We start from the raw sequence: 17,219 nt of genomic DNA, 5'->3' as shown, positions 1-17,219 counted from the left end.
CGGACGGACCGCCGGACAGCGCGCCCCGCGCCCTCGCCGTCACCGAGGACGACGGGGAGCGCGTCCGGCCGCCTACGCCTCCACCGCGGGAGCCGATTCGGAGGAGGACGGCGAGGAGAGGCGGGGGCCCGGGGCGGGCCGGGGGTCCGCCGCGCCGAGACGGGCCCGCACCTGGGCGGCCCGGCGGGCCGAGCGCAGCCCGTCCCAGGTCAGCAGGGACAGCGCCAGCCACACCAGGGCGAACCCGGCCCACCGCTCGGCCGGCATGGACTCGTGGAAGTAGACGACGCCGAGCAGGAACTGGAAGACCGGCGCGAGGTACTGGAGCAGGCCGAGGGTGGACAGCGGCACGCGGATCGCCGCGGCGCCGAAGCAGACCAGCGGCAGCGCGGTGACGAGGCCGGTGGACGCGAGCAGCGCGGCATGTCCGGCGCCCTCGCTCGTGAAGGTCGCCTCCCCGTGCGCGCCCAGCCACAGCAGATAGGCGAGCGCGGGCAGGAACTGCACCGCGGTCTCGGCGGCCAGCGACTCGACGCCGCCGAGGTTGACCTTCTTCTTGACCAGGCCGTACGTGGCGAAGGAGAAGGCGAGGCAGAGGGAGATCCACGGCGGCCGGCCGTAGCCGAGGGTGAGCACCAGCACGGAGGCGGCGCCGGTGCCGACCGCCGCCCACTGCACGGGCCGCAGCCGTTCCTTGAGGATCAGTACGCCCATTGCGATGGTGACCAGCGGGTTGATGAAGTAGCCGAGGGAGGCCTCCACGACGTGCCCGCTGTTCACCGCCCAGATGTAGACGCCCCAGTTGACGGTGATCACCGCGGCGGCGACCACGATCAGCGCGAGCCTGCGCGGTTGCCGCAGCAGTTCCCCGGCCCAGGCCCAGCGCCGTACGACGAGGAGCGCGACCACGACGAACGCCAGGGACCACACCATCCGGTGGGCGAGGATCTCCGCCGCGCCGGCGGGTTTGAGCAGGGGCCAGAAGAGGGGCACGAGCCCCCACATCCCGTAGGCCGCGAAGCCGTTCAGCAGTCCCGTGCGCCCTTCGCCGTCGGACTTCTCGGTCACGGGCCCTCCCCTCGTGGTGTGCCGGGCCGCGCCCTGGCGCGGCAAGCAAGAAGGTAGCGCCGGGCACGGCCGCCTGTCATGCCCGTATCGCCATACGGTCATGACAGGCGGGGGCGGGCGAGCGGTGCCCGGGCTGCCTCGTCAGGAGAGGGAGAGCCGCGCAGGTCCGGGTCTCAGCCCTTGAGGGCGGCGCTGATCGCCTCGGCCAGCGGGGTGGTCGGGCGGCCGGTCAGGCGGGACAGGTCACCGCTGTCGACCACCAGTTCGCCCTTCTCGATGGAGGCGTCGACGCCGGCGAGGATCGCGGCGACCGGCTCCGGCAGCCCCGCGCCGGACAGGATGCCCTGGTAGTCCGCCACGGAGACCTGCCGGTACGTGATCTCCTGGCCGGTCTGCCGGCTCAGTTCGGCGGCGAAGTCGGCGAAGCCCCAGGCCTCGTCGCCGCCCAGTTCGTACGTCTTGTTCTCGTGGCCCTCACCGGTGAGGACCGCGACGGCGGCCGCGGCGTAGTCCGCGCGTGCGGCGGAGGAGATCCGGCCGGCGCCGGCCGCCTGCACGACGGCCCGGTGCTCCAGGACGGGGGCGAGGTTCTCGGTGTAGTTCTCGTGGTACCAGCCGTTGCGCAGCAGGACGTACGGCAGGCCGGAGGCCAGCAGGGCCTCCTCGGTGCCGTGGTGGTCGTCGGCGAGGGCGGCCTTCAGGGTGCCGGGCGCGCTGGTGTAGGCGAGCAGGGCGACACCGGCGGCCTTGGCGGCGTCGATGACGACCCGGTGCTGCTGGACGCGGCCCTTGTCGAACTCGTTGCCGGAGACGAGCAGCACCTTGTCGCCCGCCGCGAACAGGCCGTCGAAGGTCTCGGGCGCGTTGTAGTCCGCGACCGCGATCCGCACGCCGCGCCCGGCGAGGTCGGCGGCCTTCTCGGGGGTGCGGACGACCGCGGTGATCCGGTCGGCGGGGACCTTCTCCAGCAGTTGCTCCACGACGAGGCGGCCGAGGTGTCCGGTGGCTCCGGTGACGACGATGCTCATGAGGGGATCTCCTTGTGGGGTGTGTCTGACACTAACCCTAGGAGAAGCGCTAACTCATCGAAAGTACCCACTTTGAAGTAAGGTACCGACATGGGAGTAAGTGTGAAGGACGGCGGGGCGGTGGCCGGGGCCAGGACCAGGGCCGTGGGGGCGGGCGCCAAGGCGGGTGCTGGGCAGGACGCGGCGATGTGCCCGTACCGGCTGGTCCTGGAGCACGTCACCAGCCGCTGGGGCGTGCTGGTCCTGATCGAGCTGCTGGAACGGTCTCACCGGTTCGCCGAGCTGCGGCGGGCCGTCGGCCGGGTGAGCGAGAAGGGGGTCAGCGAGAAGATGCTGGCCCAGACGCTCCAGACGCTGGAGCGCGACGGGCTGGTCCACCGCGACGCCAAGCCCGTCATCCCGCCGCGCGTCGACTACTCGCTCACCGCCCTGGGCCGCGAGGCCGCGGAACAGGTGCGGGCGCTCGCCGAGTGGACCCGGCAGCGCATGGCGGACGTGGAACAGGCCCGGCAGGCCTACGACGAGGGCCGCCAGGCGTACGACGAGGCCCGGGCACCGGCCGCCCGGGCCTCGTGAGCACGACCGCCGGTCTCAGCCGACGACGGTCCAGGTGTCGCTGCCGGCGAGGAGGGCGGCGAGGTCGCCCTTGCCCTTCTGGTCGACGGCGGCATCGAGCTGCTCGGCCATGAGGGTGTCGTAGACCGGGCGTTCGACGTCGCGGAAGACGCCGATGGGCGTGTGGTGCAGGGTGTCGGGGTCGGCGAGGCGGGAGAGGGCGAACGCGGTGGTCGGGGAGGCGGCGTGCGCGTCGTGGACGAGGAGGTCGGCCTCGTTGTCCTCGGTGACGGTGACGACGCGCAGGTCGCCGCCGGCGCGGTCGCGGACGACGCCATGGGCGGCGTCCGTGCCGAAACGGATCGGCTGTCCGTGTTCGAGGCGGATGAGGGCCTGGTCGGCCTGCTGCTTGTCCTTGAGGGCGTCGAAGGCGCCGTCGTTGAAGATGTTGCAGTTCTGGTAGATCTCGATCAGGGCGGTGCCGGGGTGGGCGGCGGCCTGCCGCAGGACCTCGGTGAGGTGCTTGCGGTCGGAGTCGATGGTGCGGGCCACGAACGAGGCCTCCGCGCCGAGCGCGAGCGAGACCGGGTTGAAGGGGGCGTCCAGGGAGCCCATCGGCGTGGACTTGGTGATCTTGCCGCGTTCGGAGGTGGGGGAGTACTGGCCCTTGGTCAGACCGTAGATCCGGTTGTTGAACAGCAGGATCTTGAGATTGACGTTGCGGCGCAGCGCGTGGATGAGGTGGTTGCCGCCGATGGACAGGGCGTCGCCGTCGCCGGTGACGACCCACACGGACAGGTCGCGGCGGCTGGTGGCCAGGCCCGTGGCGATGGCGGGGGCGCGGCCGTGGATGGAGTGCATCCCGTAGGTGTTCATGTAGTACGGGAAGCGGGAGGAGCAGCCGATGCCGGAGACGAAGACGATGTTCTCGCGGGCCACGCCCAGTTCGGGCATGAAGCCCTGGACGGCGGCGAGGATGGCGTAGTCACCGCAGCCGGGGCACCAGCGGACCTCCTGGTCCGACTTGAAGTCCTTCATGGACTGCGCGGCCGTCGCCTTGGGCACCAGGGAGAGCGTCTGGGGCGTGCGGGGGCCGGTGGTGGACGTCTCAGCCATCGATGGCCTCCTTGAGCGCCGTGGCGAGCTGTTCGGCTTTGAAGGGCATGCCGTTGACCTGGTTGTAGGAGTGGGCGTCCACCAGGTATTTCGCGCGGATCAGGGTGGCTAGCTGGCCGAGGTTCATCTCCGGGACCACGACCTTGTCGTACGTCTTCAGGAGTGCGCCGAGGTTCTTCGGGAAGGGGTTGAGGTGGCGCAGGTGGGCCTGGGCCACCGGCACGCCCTCGGCGCGCAGCCTGCGCACCGCGGCGGTGATCGGCCCGTAGGTGGACCCCCAGCCCAGGACGAGGGTGCTCGCGCCGTCGGGGTCGTCGGCCTCGATGTCGGGAACGGCGATGCCGTCGATCTTGGCCTGGCGGGTGCGGACCATGAAGTCGTGGTTGGCCGGGTCGTAGGAGATGTTCCCGGTGCCGTCCTGTTTCTCGATGCCGCCGATGCGGTGCTCCAGGCCCGGCGTGCCCGGCACCGCCCAGGGGCGGGCCAGGGTGTGCGGGTCCCGCTTGTAGGGCCAGAAGACCTCGCTGCCGTCGGCCAGGGTGTGGTTGGGGCCCTTCGCGAACGCCACCTTCAGGTCGGGCAGCTCCGCCAGTTCCGGGACCCGCCACGGCTCGGAGCCGTTGGCCAGGTAACCGTCGGAGAGCAGGAAGACCGGGGTGCGGTAGGTCAGCGCGATCCGGGCCGCCTCCAGCGCCGCCCCGAAGCAGTCCGCCGCCGTGCGCGGGGCCACCACCGGGACCGGTGCCTCACCGTTGCGGCCGTACATCGCCTGCAGCAGGTCCGCCTGCTCCGTCTTGGTCGGCAGGCCCGTGGAGGGACCGCCGCGCTGGATGTCCACCACCACCAGCGGCAGCTCCAGCGACACCGCGAGACCGATCGTCTCGCTCTTGAGGGCCACGCCCGGCCCCGACGTCGTCGTCACCGCGAGCGCGCCACCGAACGCCGCGCCCAGCGCCGCGCCGATCCCCGCGATCTCGTCCTCCGCCTGGAACGTGCGGACCCCGAAGTTCTTGTGCTTCGACAATTCGTGCAGAATGTCGGAGGCCGGTGTGATCGGGTACGAACCGAGGAACAGCGGCAGATCCGCCTGCCGGGACGCCGCGATCAGTCCGTACGCCAGCGCGAGATTCCCCGAGATGTTCCGGTACACACCCGGCGGGAACGCCGAGACGGCCGGCGCCACCTCGTAGGAGACCGCGAAGTCCTCCGTCGTCTCCCCGAAGTTCCAGCCCGCCCGGAACGCCGCGATGTTCGCCGCCGCGATCTGCCCGTTCCGCGCGAACTTCGCCCGGAGGAACTTCTCCGTCCCCTCCGTCGGCCGGTGGTACATCCACGACAGCAGGCCCAGCGCGAACATGTTCTTGCTGCGCTCGGCCTCCTTGCGCGACAGCGAGAAGTCCGCCAGCGCCTGCACCGTCAGCGTCGTCAGCGGCACCGGGTGCACGCTGTAGCCGTCCAGCGAGCCGTCCTCCAGCGGAGAGACCGCGTACCCGACCTTCTGCAGCGCCCGCTTCGTGAACTCGTCCGTGTTCACGATGATCTCCGCGCCCCGCGGCAGATCCCCCAGGTTCGCCTTCAACGCGGCCGGGTTCATCGCGACCAGCACGTCCGGCGCGTCCCCCGGCGTCAGGATGTCGTGGTCGGCGAAATGCAGCTGGAACGACGACACACCCGGCAGCGTCCCTGCCGGCGCCCGGATCTCCGCCGGGAAGTTCGGCAGCGTCGACAGATCGTTGCCGAACGAGGCCGTCTCCGAGGTGAACCGGTCCCCGGTGAGCTGCATACCGTCACCCGAGTCACCCGCGAAACGGATGATCACCCGGTCGAGACGGCGGACGTCCTTCGCTCCGGCCGCCCTGCGCTGCTCTCCGACGACGGCTCCGTCGGCCTGTTCCGCTGGACTGCTGACCTGGCTGGTCACTGAACTGGACCTCCTTCGAGGCGGCTGTGTGGGACCGGCCTCCCGAAGACCCTGCGAAGACCTTCCCGGTTTCCAACCCTACGACCGTCAGGGATGCCCTCCCGGTGCCGATCGCATGCTGGACGCACCCGTGAGACGGTCCGATGCCCTGCTCTTTCACGCCGTTCCGGCTCCTTCGGCCTCCTCCCGGACGGTGCGCGGCGGTAGCCCGTCCGGCGTACTCACGGCCGGATCGGGGCCCGTACCGCCCCAGTGTCGGCCGGTCAGGAGTTCAAATAGGTGAGGACGGCGAGAACACGCCGGTGATCCCCGTCACTCGGTGACAGGCCGAGCTTCAGGAAGATGTTGCTGACGTGCTTCTCCACCGCGCCGTCGCTCACCACCAGCTGCCGCGCGATCGCCGAGTTGGTGCGCCCCTCCGCCATCAGCCCCAGCACCTCGCGCTCGCGCGGCGTGAGCCCCGCCAGCACGTCCTGCTTGCGGCTGCGCCCGAGCAGCTGGGCGACCACCTCCGGGTCCAGGGCCGTACCGCCCTGGGCCACCCGCACCACCGCGTCCACGAACTCCCGTACCTCGGCCACCCGGTCCTTGAGGAGGTAACCGACCCCGCGGCTGGAGCCCGCCAGCAACTCGGTGGCGTACCGCTCCTCGACGTACTGCGACAGCACCAGCACACCGAGCCCCGGGTGCGCCTTGCGCAGCCGCACCGCGGCGCGCACGCCCTCGTCGGTGTGGGTCGGCGGCATCCGCACGTCGGCCACCACCACGTCGGGCAGCTCCCCCTCGTCGTACAGCTCGGTGATGGTCTTGACCAGGGCCTCGGCATCACCGACGCCGGCCACGACCTCGTGCCCGCGGTCGGTCAGCAGCCGGGTCAGGCCCTCCCTGAGCAGCACTGAATCCTCGGCGATGACCACCCGCACCTTGTCCTCCACGATCCTCGGCCCCCCACAGCCTTCTTCCCGGCGGCCCGCACGGCCCGTCCGGCGTCTGCAGCAAGGTCCAGCATTCCAGCATCCGGACCCCGCCGCGCCCGCGCCCGGGGGAAAGAGGGGGAGGGCTCTGTGTTCCTTCGGGGTTCTGGCCGGTTTCCTCCGGTGTCCGGCCGGTCCGGGACACGCGGCGCGGCCTGCCGTCCGCGCCCCTCGGGGTTCGCGGACGGCAGGCCGCCGTCGCCGTGCTCGCGGGCTCAGCGCCGCCAGGGCAGCTCCGCCGTCACCCGCGTGGGACCGCCGGCCGGCGAGTCGACGACGAGGATGCCGTCCACCGCGTCCAGCCGCTCGGCCAGCCCGGCCAGACCCGATCCCGAGGACGTGCTCGCGCCGCCCACTCCGTCGTCCATGACCTGCAGCATCAGCCGGTCCTCCGCCCGCCACACGTCCACCGAGGCGGACCTCGCCCCGCTGTGCTTGCTGATGTTCTGCAGCAGCTCGGAGACGGTGAAATAGGCGATGCCCTCGATGGCCGCCGCCGGGCGCTCCGCCAGGTCCACCTCCACCTGCACCGGCACCGTGCAGCGCGAGGCCACCGCGGAAAGGGCCGCGTCCAGGCCCCGGTCGGTCAGGACGGCGGGGTGGATGCCGCGGGCCAGGTCGCGCAGCTCCTGCAGCGCCGTCTTCACCTCGCCGTGCGCCTCGTCCACCATCCGCGCCGCCGCCCGCGGGTCCTCGGTCAGCTTCTCCTTCGCCAGCCCCAGGTCCATCGCGAGGGCCACCAGCCGGGCCTGTGCCCCGTCGTGCAGGTCCCGCTCGATGCGCCGCAGGTCGGCGGCGGCCGTGTCCACCACGACGCCCCGGTCGGACTCCAGCTCCACCACGCGCGCCGACAGCCGCGACGGGCCGAGCAGCCCGTGCACCAGCACCCGGTCGACCGTGGTCAGCGCCCGCACGATCCACGGGGTGGCCAGCGTGATCAGCAGGCCCACCAGGGCGGTCACCGCGATCTCGAACGGGTTGTCGAGGTAGATCCGGTGGTGCTCGTCGCCGTACAACTGGATGCCGCCCTGACCGGCCCACATCGGGAAGACCCAGAACCACAGGGGGTACGTCAGCAGCATCCAGCCGTTCGCCCACAGAACCACCGAGACGACGAACGAGAACACCGCCCAGGGGAACTGCAGCACGGCGTAGAGCAGCGCCCGCCACGAGCCGCCGCTCTTCAGCACGGCCCCGGTCCAGGCCAGCGGGCCGTGGCCCTTCATCCGCAGCGGCTCCGGTTCGGCCACGTCCAGGCCGAGCAGCCCGCGCGCCCGCACCCGCTCCAGCACGCCGAGGCCGCGGCAGCCCGCCAGCGCCCCCGCCAGCACCGGGATGCCCAGGAACGTCACCAGCAGGCCGGCGCCCAGCGACACCATCGTGACGGCGTACGTGAAGAGCAGGATGCCGATCGGCAGGCTCAGCAGCACGTACGCCAGCTCCCGCCAGCTGCGTGCCTCGACCGGGGCCCGCAGCGCGGCGGGCAGCCGGTGCCGCGGCCGGCCGGTGCCGCCGTCGTGGAACCCGCCCCCGCTGTAGGGCGCGTACCCCTGTCCGTACTGCGATCCGTACTGGGTGGCCATGGGCGTCGTCCCGTTCCCCTCGTCCGCTGCCTCGTGTGCGGCTTCGTGTGCGCTCTGGTGTGCTGCTTGTCGCGGTCGTCCCGCCGTGACTCAAGACTGCTGGAGCGCGGCCCCCCGGGCCATGGAGCACGTCGGCGTCTCGGTCCGGGGGTTTTCCCTACCTCTGGGCGCCCGGCGCCTTCCCGGTGGCGGAACCGGCCGTACGGTCCCGCCAGGGCAGTTCCGCCGTGACCGTCGTCGGGCCGCCCTGCGGGGAGTCGACGACGAACAGACCGTCCACGGCGTTCAGCCGCTCCGCCAGCCCCCGCATGCCCGTGCCGCCGTCCAGCGACGCGCCGCCGCGGCCGTCGTCCCACACCTGGATCAGCAGCCGGTCCTCGGACCGCCACACGTCCACCGAGGCGGACCTCGCCCCGCTGTGCTTGCTGATGTTCTGCAGCAGCTCCGAGACCGTGAAGTAGGCGATGCCCTCGATGGCCTCCGCCGGGCGCGCGGGCAGGTCCGCCGTCACCTTCACCGGCACCGTGCAGCGCGAGGCCACCGACGACAGGGCCGCGTCCAGGCCCCGGTCGGTCAGGACGGCGGGGTGGATGCCGCGGGCCAGGTCGCGCAGCTCCTGCAGCGCGAGTTTCACCTCGCCGTGCGCCTCCGCGACCATCTCGGCCGCCGCGTCCGGGTCCTCCAGCAGCTTCTCCTTGGCCAGGCCGAGCCCCATCGCCAGGTTCACCAGCCGGGCCTGTGCCCCGTCGTGCAAATCCCGCTCGATGCGCCGCAGGTCGGCGGCGGCCGTGTCCACCACGACCCCCCGGTCGGACTCCAGCTCCGCGATCCGCCGCTCCAGCTCGTCGGAGGGCGACAGCAGGCCGCGCACCAGCGCACGGTCCACGTTGGTCAGCCCGCGCGCGATGAACGGCAGCACCGGCCACAGCACGAACAGCGAGGTCACCGTCACGGCGAAGGTGAGGACACCCCACGGCAGCCGGATGAATCCGTACAGGGCGGCCCGCCAGCCCACCGGGTCCTTCAGCATCAGCCACAACCGGTTGAGCCACCCCGTCGTGCGGCCCAGCGGCAGCGGGCTCGGCTCGTCGATGCCCACCCCGAGCAGGGCCCGGGCCCGCTTCCGCTCCAGCCTGCCCAGCAGGCGCGCCCCCACCAGCCCGGAGGCCAGCAGCGGGAGGCCCACCACGGTGATCGTGAGGGCGGTGCCGGTGGCCAGGACGGTCACCACGTAGACGAAACCGACCAGCGACACGGGGAGGTTCAGCAGGAGATGAGTGATCTCCTTCCACGTGGGCAGGCCGAAGGCGAAGCGGACGGGCGGCAGGCGGTCGCGGTCCGTACGGTCCGTGTCCCCGGCGCCGGACGCCGCCGGACCGGCAGAGGAGAGAGGTGCGGTCATAGGGGCCAGGGTGCCGTGTGGCGGCCGGACGCGCCATGAGGTCGGCCGCCCTGGTGAGCGGGGGAAAACCCCACCCCCGTGTCTCACGGTGTGACGGGCTGCTTACCCGCTCTTTATCAGGGCCTAGACTCCCGTGCGTACAGATCGTCGGGCGGACGAGCCGGGCAGACGAGTCGGACAGACGAGTCGGACAGGTGTCCGACAGGCCGTCCGGCAGGCGCCCGGCGGACGGCCGGCGGAGGGTCCGGCAGACCGGTCGGACACAGCGGCACGGGCACGACGGGACCGGGCGGAACAGGGAGCGAGGGACGGACGGTGACGCAGACGTTGCGGGAGACGGCGCGGGGGCAGGCCGTCGTCGTCGCGGCGGACTACTTCCACTCCTACTCGGTCGTCGGACTGCTCGCCGTGGTGGGAGTGCTGTTCGTCGCCGCCGCCTTCGGCGCGGGCCGGCTGCTGCGCCCGGTCGTCCCCACCCCGGAGAAGCTCCTGACGTACGAGTGCGGGGTCGACCCCGTCGGCGAGGGCTGGGCGCACACCCAGGTCCGCTACTACGTCTACGCCTTCCTGTACGTGATCTTCGCCGTCGACTCGATCTTCCTGTTCCCCTGGGCGACGGTCTTCGCCGCCCCCGGCTACGGCGCGGCGACGCTGGTGGAGATGTTCGTCTTCCTCGGCTTCCTGGCCGTCGGCCTGCTGTACGCATACAAGAAGGGCGTCCTGTCATGGACGTGAACCCCGCCGTGAACCCCGCGGTGCCCGAGCCCGTCGCGCTCCCGGAGCCCAAGCGGCTCGGCGCCCTGTCCCGGCTGGCCCCCGAGCCGATGAAGGTCGTCCTGAACTGGGGCCGCCGCTACTCGCTGTGGGTCTTCAACTTCGGTCTCGCCTGCTGCGCGATCGAGTTCATCGCCGCGTCGATGGCCCGCCACGACTTCATCCGCCTCGGCGTGATCCCCTTCGCGCCCGGGCCGCGCCAGGCGGACCTGATGGTCGTCTCCGGCACGGTCACGGACAAGATGGCCCCGGCCGTCAAACGGCTGTACGAGCAGATGCCCGAGCCGAAGTACGTCATCTCCTTCGGGGCCTGCTCCAACTGCGGCGGCCCCTACTGGGACTCGTACTCCGTCACCAAGGGCGTCGACCAGATCATCCCCGTGGACGTCTACGTCCCCGGCTGCCCGCCGCGCCCCGAGGCGCTGCTCCAGGGCATCCTCAAACTCCAGGAGAAGATCGCCCGGGAGTCGCTGGGGGAGCGGTACGGGAGCGGCACGGCACGTCCGTCGGCGGCGGCGCTGCGGAGCGGGCTGGTGCGGCCGCCGGTTCCCGGGGCACCGTCCGCGGCGGGAGGGTCCGCCGGCGGGGACGCCTCCGAGAGGGACGCCTCCGAGGGAGACGTGCGATGAGCGGCGCCGGCTGGCTGCCCGCGCCCGCCGCGGAACTGTTCGGCGCCGAGGCCACCGCGGAGGAGTCCTACGAGGTCCTGACGGTCGACGTACCGCCCGGGTCCTGGGTGTCCGCGCTGCTGACCGCGCGGGACGAGCTGGGCTGCACCTACTTCGACTGGCTGAGCGCGGTCGACGAGCCGGGCACGGGGTTCCGGGTCGCGGCGCACGTCGTCGCGCTGAATCCGCTGCGACGGCTGCTCGTCCGCACGACGGTCCCGCACGAGGCGCCGGCCCTGCCCACCGCCGTGGAGGTCTACGCGGGCGCCGCCTGGCACGAGCGCGAGACCCACGAGATGTTCGGCATCGGCTTCCCGGGCCATCCGGCGCTGGACCACCTCCTCCTGCCGGACACCTTCGAAGGCCACCCCCTGCGCAAGGACTTCGTGCTGGCCGCCCGGGTGGCCAAGGCCTGGCCGGGGGCGAAAGAACCGGGCGAATCGGACCACGGCGGGCCCAAGCGCCGCCAGATGCTGCCGCCGGGCGTCCCCGACCCCAACGAGTGGGGTCCCATGAAGGGCCGCCTCCCGGCCGCCCCGGCCCGCCCGGCCAGGGGCGCTGCCCGTGCTGCGGGCGAACGGCCGGCCGCCCGCGCGGCCGGTGACCGTCCGGTACGCCGCGCCCGCACGGCCGCCGAAGGCTCGGCGAGCCAGAGCGGCCCCAGCGACCGCGGCAGCCAGGCGAATGAGGCGAGCGAGGCGGTGGAGAGGGGAGCGGCGGCGGCCAGGCCGCGCCGGATGCGGAGCGCGAGCCAGGGCTCGGCGAGCCAGACGGCGCCCGGCGGCGCAGCCCCGGCACCGGCCACCCCCGGCCAGGACACGGCCGCCACGGGCGCCCCGGCGAAGAGGCCGGAGCAGACGGCGAGGCCGGACGGACCGGAGAGGGAGAGGCCCGAGCAGACGGGGAGGCCGGACGGCCGGGAACAGACGGGGAGGCCGGACGGAGCGGAGAGGCCGGAGGAGGCGACCGCGGCCGAGGGCGGTACGACGCCGTCGCCGTCCTCGTCCGCAACTCAGCAGGCGGCCGCCCCGGCCCCGTCGGCCGGGCCGCGCCGTATGCGCAGCGCGAGCGGGGGTTCCACCTCGCAGCGCTCGCAGCCGGCGGCCTCCACCCCGAAGGAGCAGCAGCCGGTCACGCCTGCCACCCCGCCCGCCCCTGCCAGGGCCCCGCGCAGCTCCGACGCGCCCTGGCACCACGCCCGTCCGGCGTTCGACGAACCCGGTCCCGCGAACCGGCGGCAGGAGCCCGGGGCCGCTGCCGGCACCTCGGCGGAGACCCCTGCGGACTCCCCCGCGCAGGCTCCTGCCGACGCTCCGGCGCAACCGCCCGCCCCCGGCGTCACCGACACCCCCGCCGGCCCTGAAACCCCCGAGGGCCCCGACACGCCCCACGGCCGAGACGGCAGCCGAAGCGACGGCCGGGAAGACGACCGAAGCGACGGCCGGGAAGACGACCGAGACGACAGCCGAAGCGACGGCCGGGAAGACGACCGAAGCGACGGCCGGGAAGACGACCGAGACGACAGCCGAGGCGACGGCCGAAAAGACGGCCGATGCAACCGCCGAGAAGACAACCGAGAAGGAGGCCCGCGGTGAACGGCGTGCTCGACGTCGCCCTGCGACTCCTGGTCGTCTTCGTGGTCTTCCTCACCTTCCCCCTGATCGTCGGTCAGACCGAGCACAAGGTGATGGCCCACATGCAGGGCCGCCTCGGCCCCATGTACGCGGGCGGCTTCCACGGCTGGGCCCAGCTCGTCGCGGACGGCGTGAAGTTCGCGCAGAAGGAGGACGTGGTCCCCGCCGGCGCGGACCGCCGCATCTTCCAGCTCGCGCCCGCCGTCTCCCTGCTCCCTTACCTGCTGGTGCTGCTCGCCCTCCCGATCGGCCCCGGCGAGGGTGCGGTCGGCCAGGTCCTGGACGCCGGCGTCTTCTTCGTCCTGGCCGTGATGGGCGTCGGCGTGCTCGGCTCGCTCATGGCCGGGTGGGCCTCCGCCAACAAGTTCTCCCTCCTCGGCGGCCTGCGCACCGCCGCCCAGCTCCTCGCCTACGAGCTGCCGATGCTGCTGACCGCCGCCTCCGTGGCCATGGCGGCCGGCACGGTCTCCCTGCCCGGCGTCCTCGACGCCTTCCACTGGTGGTGGGTGCCCTGGCAGATCGTCGGCGCGGTCGTGTTCTTCGTCGCCGGACTCGCCGAACTGCAACGCCCGCCGTTCGACATGCCCGTCGCCGACTCGGAGATCATCTTCGGCGCCTACACCGAGTACACGGGACTGCGGTTCGCGTTGTTCCTCCTCGCCGAGTACGCCGGGATCGTCGTCCTGTGCGGCCTGACCACCGTCCTCTTCCTGGGCGGCTGGCACGGCCCCTGGGGTGCCGACGGCCTCGGCTGGGTGTGGACCCTGCTGAAGACGGCCGTCCTCGCCTTCGTCGTCATCTGGCTGCGCGTCACCTACCCCCGGCTGCGCGAGGACCAGCTCCAGAAACTCTCCTGGACCCTCCTCGTCCCCCTCTCCCTCGCCCAGATCGCCCTCACCGGCATCGTCAAGGTGGTGATCTCCTAGATGGCCCCCATCCCCGGCTCCGGCCTTGCCAAGGGCCTGGCCGTCACCCTGCGCACGATGACGAGGAAGACCGTCACCGAGCAGTACCCGGACACCCAGCCCGACCTGCCGCCCCGCACCCGCGGAGTGATCGGCCTGTTCGAGGAGAACTGCACGGTCTGCATGCTGTGCGCCCGCGAGTGCCCGGACTGGTGCATCTACATCGACTCCCACAAGGAGACGGTCCCGGCGGCGGCCCCCGGCGGACGCGAACGCAGCCGTAACGTCCTCGACCGCTTCGCCATCGACTTCTCCCTGTGCATGTACTGCGGCATCTGCATCGAGGTCTGTCCTTTCGACGCGCTGTTCTGGTCCCCGGAGTTCGAGTACGCCGAGACCGACATCCGCGACCTCACCCACGAGCGCGACAAGCTCCGCGAGTGGATGTGGACCGTCCCCGCCCCGCCCGCCCTCGACCCCGGTGCGGAGGAACCCAAGGAGGCCGCCGCCGCCCGCAAGACCGCCGAGAAGCTCGCCGCCCAGCAGGAGGCCGAGCGGCAGGAGGCCGCGCAGGCCGAGGCAGAGGAGGGGGACGAGTGAACCCCGCCGCCCAGACCCACGGCTTCCTCTCCCCGACGGGGGTCGAGATCGCCTTCCTCCTCGTCGGCCTCGCCACCTTCGGCGCCGCGCTCGTCACCGTCACCACCCGGCAGCTCGTGCACGCCGCCCTGTGGCTGGTGGTGACCCTCGGCGGACTCGCCGTCGAGTACCTCCTGCTCACCGCCGAGTTCATCGCCTGGGTACAGGTCCTCATCTACGTCGGTTCCGTCGTCGTCCTCCTCCTGTTCGGACTGATGCTCACCAAGGCCCCCATCGGCCGCTCACCGGACGCCGACTCAGGCAACCGCCGGGCCGCCCTCGCCGTGGCCGTCGCCGCGGCCGCCGCCCTGGTCTGGGTGGTCGTCGACGCCTTCCGCACCACCTGGACCGACCTGGACGGCGCAGCCGCCGGGACGACGAAGGCCACCGGCCAGAGCCTCTTCCAGAACTGGGTCCTGCCCTTCGAGGCCCTCTCCGTGCTGCTCCTGGCCGCCCTGGTCGGCGCGATCGTCCTCTCCCGCAGGACGAAGGCGGACGTGAGCGCCCCCCGGCCCCCGCGGACGCGCGCCGAACGGGCCGCCGAGGAGGGCTCCCGCTGATGCATCTCGTCTACCCGGCCGTACTCTCCGCCCTCCTCTTCTGCACCGGCCTCTACGGCGTCCTCGCCCGCCGCAACGCGATCCTGGTCCTGATGTCCGTCGAGCTGATGCTCAACGCCGTCAACCTCAACCTCGTCGCCTTCGACGTCTGGCTCAGCAGGACCGCCGCCGAGACCCTGCACTCCGGCCAGGCCCTCACCCTGTTCACCATCGCCATCGCCGCCGCCGAGATCGGCATCGGACTGGCGATCGTCCTCGCCGTGTACCGCAACCGCGGCACCTCGGACATCGACCGGCTCCGCGACGCCGCAGAGAGCCCCGACGACGACACCGACGACGGACCCGGCCGCGACGCCGCCGCGACCGCGCCGGACCCCGGGAAGGCTGAGGCCACCGCGTGAGCACGACCACCCTCGCCGTCCTCGTCCCCCTCCTTCCGTTCCTGGCCGCCGCGGCCGGACTGCTGCTCGGCCGCACCGCCCCCGGCTTCGTCCGCCCGCTCGCGGCCCTGCCGACCCTCGCCTGTCTCGTCCTGGCCGTGCTGGTCGCGGCCGACCAGGGCGGCGGCCGGGCCCTCGACGCCGTCACCGAGCTGACGCCCACCGGCTCCGTCCCCGTCGAACTGGCCCTGCACATCGACGGCTACGCCGCACTCGTCGCCGTCCTGGTCGGTACCGTCGCGACCTGCGTGCAGCTCTACTCGACCGGCTACCTGCGCGACGACCCGCGCTACCCCTCCTACGCCGCGCTCGTCTCCCTGTTCACCTCCGCGATGCTGCTCGTCGTCTACTCCGGCGACCTGATCGTGCTGCTGGTCGGCTGGGAGGTCATGGGCATCTGCTCCTACTTCCTGGTCGGCCACTACTGGGAGACCCCCGAGGCCCGCGCCGCCTCCCTCAAGGCCTTCCTGGTGACCAAGCTCGGTGACGTCCCCTTCCTCATCGGACTCTTCGCGCTCGCCGGCGACACCGGCTCCTTCCGGATCACGAAGATCCTCGGCGCCGTCACCAGCGGCGGTCTGCACCACCCCACCCTGATCGCCCTGCTGCTCCTGGCCGGCGTGGCGGGCAAGTCGGCGCAGTTCCCGCTGCACTCCTGGCTGCCCGACGCGATGGCCGGCCCGACGCCCGTCTCCGCCCTGATCCACGCCGCGACGATGGTCGCCGCCGGCGTCTACTTCGTCGCCCGGCTCCTGCCCGTCTTCCAGGCCTCCCCGGCCGCGATGACCGTCCTCGCCGTCATGGCCGCCGTCACCATGGCCGGCTCGGCGCTCGCCGCGCTCGCCCAGGACGACATCAAACGCGTCCTCGCGTACTCGACGATCGGCCAGCTCGGCTACATGACCGGTGCCCTCGCCGTCGGCGACCGCGGCGCCGCCGTCTTCCACCTCCTGTCCCACGGCGCCTTCAAGGCGCTGCTCTTCCTCGCCGCCGGTGCCGTCATCCACGTCGCCGGCACCAACTCGCTGGCCGCCATGTCCCGCACCGGCAACCTGCGTGAGAGCGTCCCGGACGCCTACTGGACGATGACCGTCGCGCTCCTGTCTCTCGCCGCGATCCCTCCCTTCAGCGGCTTCTTCTCCAAGGAGTCCGTCCTCGGCGCCGCCGAGCGCGTCGCCACCGGCCACACCGGCCAGGCCCCCGGCGCGGCCGGCTGGACCGTCCTCGTGGCCGGCCTGCTCACCGCCCTGCTGACCGGTGCGTACGCCATGCGGCTGTGGCTGCTGGCCTTCCGCGGACAGGGCGCCGAGCCCCCCGGCCACGGCAGGCAGCCCGTGACCATGAACGCCGTGCTCTGGGTGCTGGCCGTGCCCTCCCTCGCCTTCGGCGGCCTCGCCTTCCGCGTCCTGCCCGACTGGTTCGGCGGCCCCTCCCTCGCCCCGGCCCTGACCACCTCCGTCCTCAGCACGGGCCTGGCCCTGGCCGGCATCGTCCTCACCTACGGCGCCTGGCGGCACACCACCGCCCTCGCCGCCCGCACCCCGATGGGCGCGGTCGCGGCCCACCCCGGGGCCGACGCCGGACTCGTCGAGGCCGAGGCCATCGCCACCCACCGGCCCGCGTACGGAGACATCGCCTACGCGGCCGACCCGGCCGACCCCGCACGGCTGCTGCTCGGCCCGCTGCACCGGCACGCGGCCACCGGTTTCCACCTGGACGCCGTCTACCGGACCCTGTTCGTCCGCCCGGTCCTGGCCGGTGCGAGCCTCGTCCGGTTCCTCGACCGCGAGGTCGTCGAGACCTACGTACGGGGTGCGGGGGCCGCACCCCGGCTGCTGGGGGCCGCCGTGCGGCGCGCCCAGACCGGCAATGTGCAGACCTATGTGAGCGCGCTGCTCGCCGGCACCGTCGTCCTGGCGGTCGCCGTCGTCCTCGTCGCCACGGGAGCGTGA

At 72.6% G+C, this 17,219-nt stretch carries 16 protein-coding genes; 9 read left to right on the top strand and 7 right to left on the bottom strand.

Going from position 1 to position 17,219, the window contains the following annotated elements; translation table 11 throughout:
* Positions 1-72 precede the first annotated feature (72 nt).
* Positions 73-1,068, bottom strand: a complete 996-nt coding sequence (gene rarD / locus AC6I72_RS13250; protein WP_498000947.1) for an EamA family transporter RarD — start codon at positions 1,066-1,068, stop codon at positions 73-75.
* Between the two features lie 173 nt (positions 1,069-1,241).
* Positions 1,242-2,096 (bottom strand): SDR family oxidoreductase, encoded by an 855-nt coding sequence (locus AC6I72_RS13245; RefSeq protein ID WP_498000946.1) that lies wholly within the window; start codon positions 2,094-2,096, stop codon positions 1,242-1,244.
* Between the two features lie 186 nt (positions 2,097-2,282).
* On the opposite strand from AC6I72_RS13245, the gene AC6I72_RS13240 reads away from it, so the two are divergent.
* Positions 2,283-2,672, top strand: coding sequence for a winged helix-turn-helix transcriptional regulator (locus AC6I72_RS13240; protein WP_498004675.1), 390 nt, complete (start codon positions 2,283-2,285; stop codon positions 2,670-2,672).
* Positions 2,673-2,687: 15 nt separating this feature from the next.
* On the opposite strand, the gene AC6I72_RS13235 is transcribed toward AC6I72_RS13240, so the two are convergent.
* The 5 genes from AC6I72_RS13235 to AC6I72_RS13215 all read right to left on the bottom strand — a co-directional run bounded on the left by AC6I72_RS13235 (position 2,688) and on the right by AC6I72_RS13215 (position 9,647).
* Positions 2,688-3,767: a 2-oxoacid:ferredoxin oxidoreductase subunit beta gene (locus AC6I72_RS13235; RefSeq protein WP_498000945.1), complete on the bottom strand. Its 1,080-nt coding sequence runs from the start codon at positions 3,765-3,767 to the stop codon at positions 2,688-2,690.
* Entirely contained in the window at positions 3,760-5,688 is a 1,929-nt protein-coding gene (locus tag AC6I72_RS13230; protein WP_498000944.1) for a 2-oxoacid:acceptor oxidoreductase subunit alpha, read from the bottom strand. Before AC6I72_RS13230 ends, AC6I72_RS13235 begins: the two co-directional genes overlap by 8 nt.
* A gap of 263 nt (positions 5,689-5,951) precedes the next feature.
* The gene (locus tag AC6I72_RS13225) at positions 5,952-6,611 is read right to left on the bottom strand and encodes a LuxR C-terminal-related transcriptional regulator (protein WP_498004674.1); all 660 of its coding nucleotides are present in this window, start codon (positions 6,609-6,611) and stop codon (positions 5,952-5,954) included.
* A 266-nt stretch (positions 6,612-6,877) separates the two neighbouring features.
* Positions 6,878-8,245 (bottom strand): sensor histidine kinase, encoded by a 1,368-nt coding sequence (locus AC6I72_RS13220; protein ID WP_498000943.1) that lies wholly within the window; start codon positions 8,243-8,245, stop codon positions 6,878-6,880.
* Between the two features lie 157 nt (positions 8,246-8,402).
* Positions 8,403-9,647 (bottom strand): sensor histidine kinase, encoded by a 1,245-nt coding sequence (locus AC6I72_RS13215; protein WP_498000942.1) that lies wholly within the window; start codon positions 9,645-9,647, stop codon positions 8,403-8,405.
* Between the two features lie 315 nt (positions 9,648-9,962).
* On the opposite strand from AC6I72_RS13215, the gene AC6I72_RS13210 reads away from it, so the two are divergent.
* The 8 genes from AC6I72_RS13210 to AC6I72_RS13175 are packed head-to-tail and all read left to right on the top strand — an operon-like array spanning position 9,963 to position 17,219.
* Positions 9,963-10,382 (top strand): NADH-quinone oxidoreductase subunit A, encoded by a 420-nt coding sequence (locus AC6I72_RS13210; protein ID WP_498000941.1) that lies wholly within the window; start codon positions 9,963-9,965, stop codon positions 10,380-10,382.
* The gene (locus AC6I72_RS13205) at positions 10,373-11,050 is read left to right on the top strand and encodes an NADH-quinone oxidoreductase subunit B (RefSeq protein WP_498000940.1); all 678 of its coding nucleotides are present in this window, start codon (positions 10,373-10,375) and stop codon (positions 11,048-11,050) included. Before AC6I72_RS13210 ends, AC6I72_RS13205 begins: the two co-directional genes overlap by 10 nt.
* Positions 11,047-12,684, top strand: a complete 1,638-nt coding sequence (locus AC6I72_RS13200) for an NADH-quinone oxidoreductase subunit C (RefSeq protein ID WP_498000939.1) — start codon at positions 11,047-11,049, stop codon at positions 12,682-12,684. Before AC6I72_RS13205 ends, AC6I72_RS13200 begins: the two co-directional genes overlap by 4 nt.
* The gene (locus tag AC6I72_RS13195) at positions 12,681-13,649 is read left to right on the top strand and encodes a complex I subunit 1/NuoH family protein (protein WP_498000938.1); all 969 of its coding nucleotides are present in this window, start codon (positions 12,681-12,683) and stop codon (positions 13,647-13,649) included. Before AC6I72_RS13200 ends, AC6I72_RS13195 begins: the two co-directional genes overlap by 4 nt.
* Positions 13,650-14,228: a NuoI/complex I 23 kDa subunit family protein gene (locus AC6I72_RS13190; protein ID WP_498000937.1), complete on the top strand. Its 579-nt coding sequence runs from the start codon at positions 13,650-13,652 to the stop codon at positions 14,226-14,228. It abuts the gene before it with no gap.
* The gene (locus AC6I72_RS13185; RefSeq protein WP_498000936.1) at positions 14,225-14,827 is read left to right on the top strand and encodes an NADH-quinone oxidoreductase subunit J family protein; all 603 of its coding nucleotides are present in this window, start codon (positions 14,225-14,227) and stop codon (positions 14,825-14,827) included. Before AC6I72_RS13190 ends, AC6I72_RS13185 begins: the two co-directional genes overlap by 4 nt.
* On the top strand, positions 14,827-15,228 hold the full coding sequence (nuoK, locus tag AC6I72_RS13180; protein ID WP_498000935.1) for an NADH-quinone oxidoreductase subunit NuoK: 402 nt from the start codon (positions 14,827-14,829) through the stop codon (positions 15,226-15,228). The genes AC6I72_RS13185 and nuoK overlap by 1 nt, the downstream gene beginning before the upstream one ends.
* Positions 15,225-17,219 carry an NADH-quinone oxidoreductase subunit 5 family protein gene (locus AC6I72_RS13175; protein WP_498000934.1) on the top strand — a complete coding sequence of 665 codons (1,995 nt, stop codon included), beginning with the start codon at positions 15,225-15,227 and terminating at the stop codon, positions 17,217-17,219. Before nuoK ends, AC6I72_RS13175 begins: the two co-directional genes overlap by 4 nt.

The sequence above is a fragment of the Streptomyces sp. Xyl84 genome (assembly GCF_059731885.1).
Note: the sequence above shows the minus strand (reverse complement) of the source record. Positions and strands in the feature narration are given on the sequence as shown.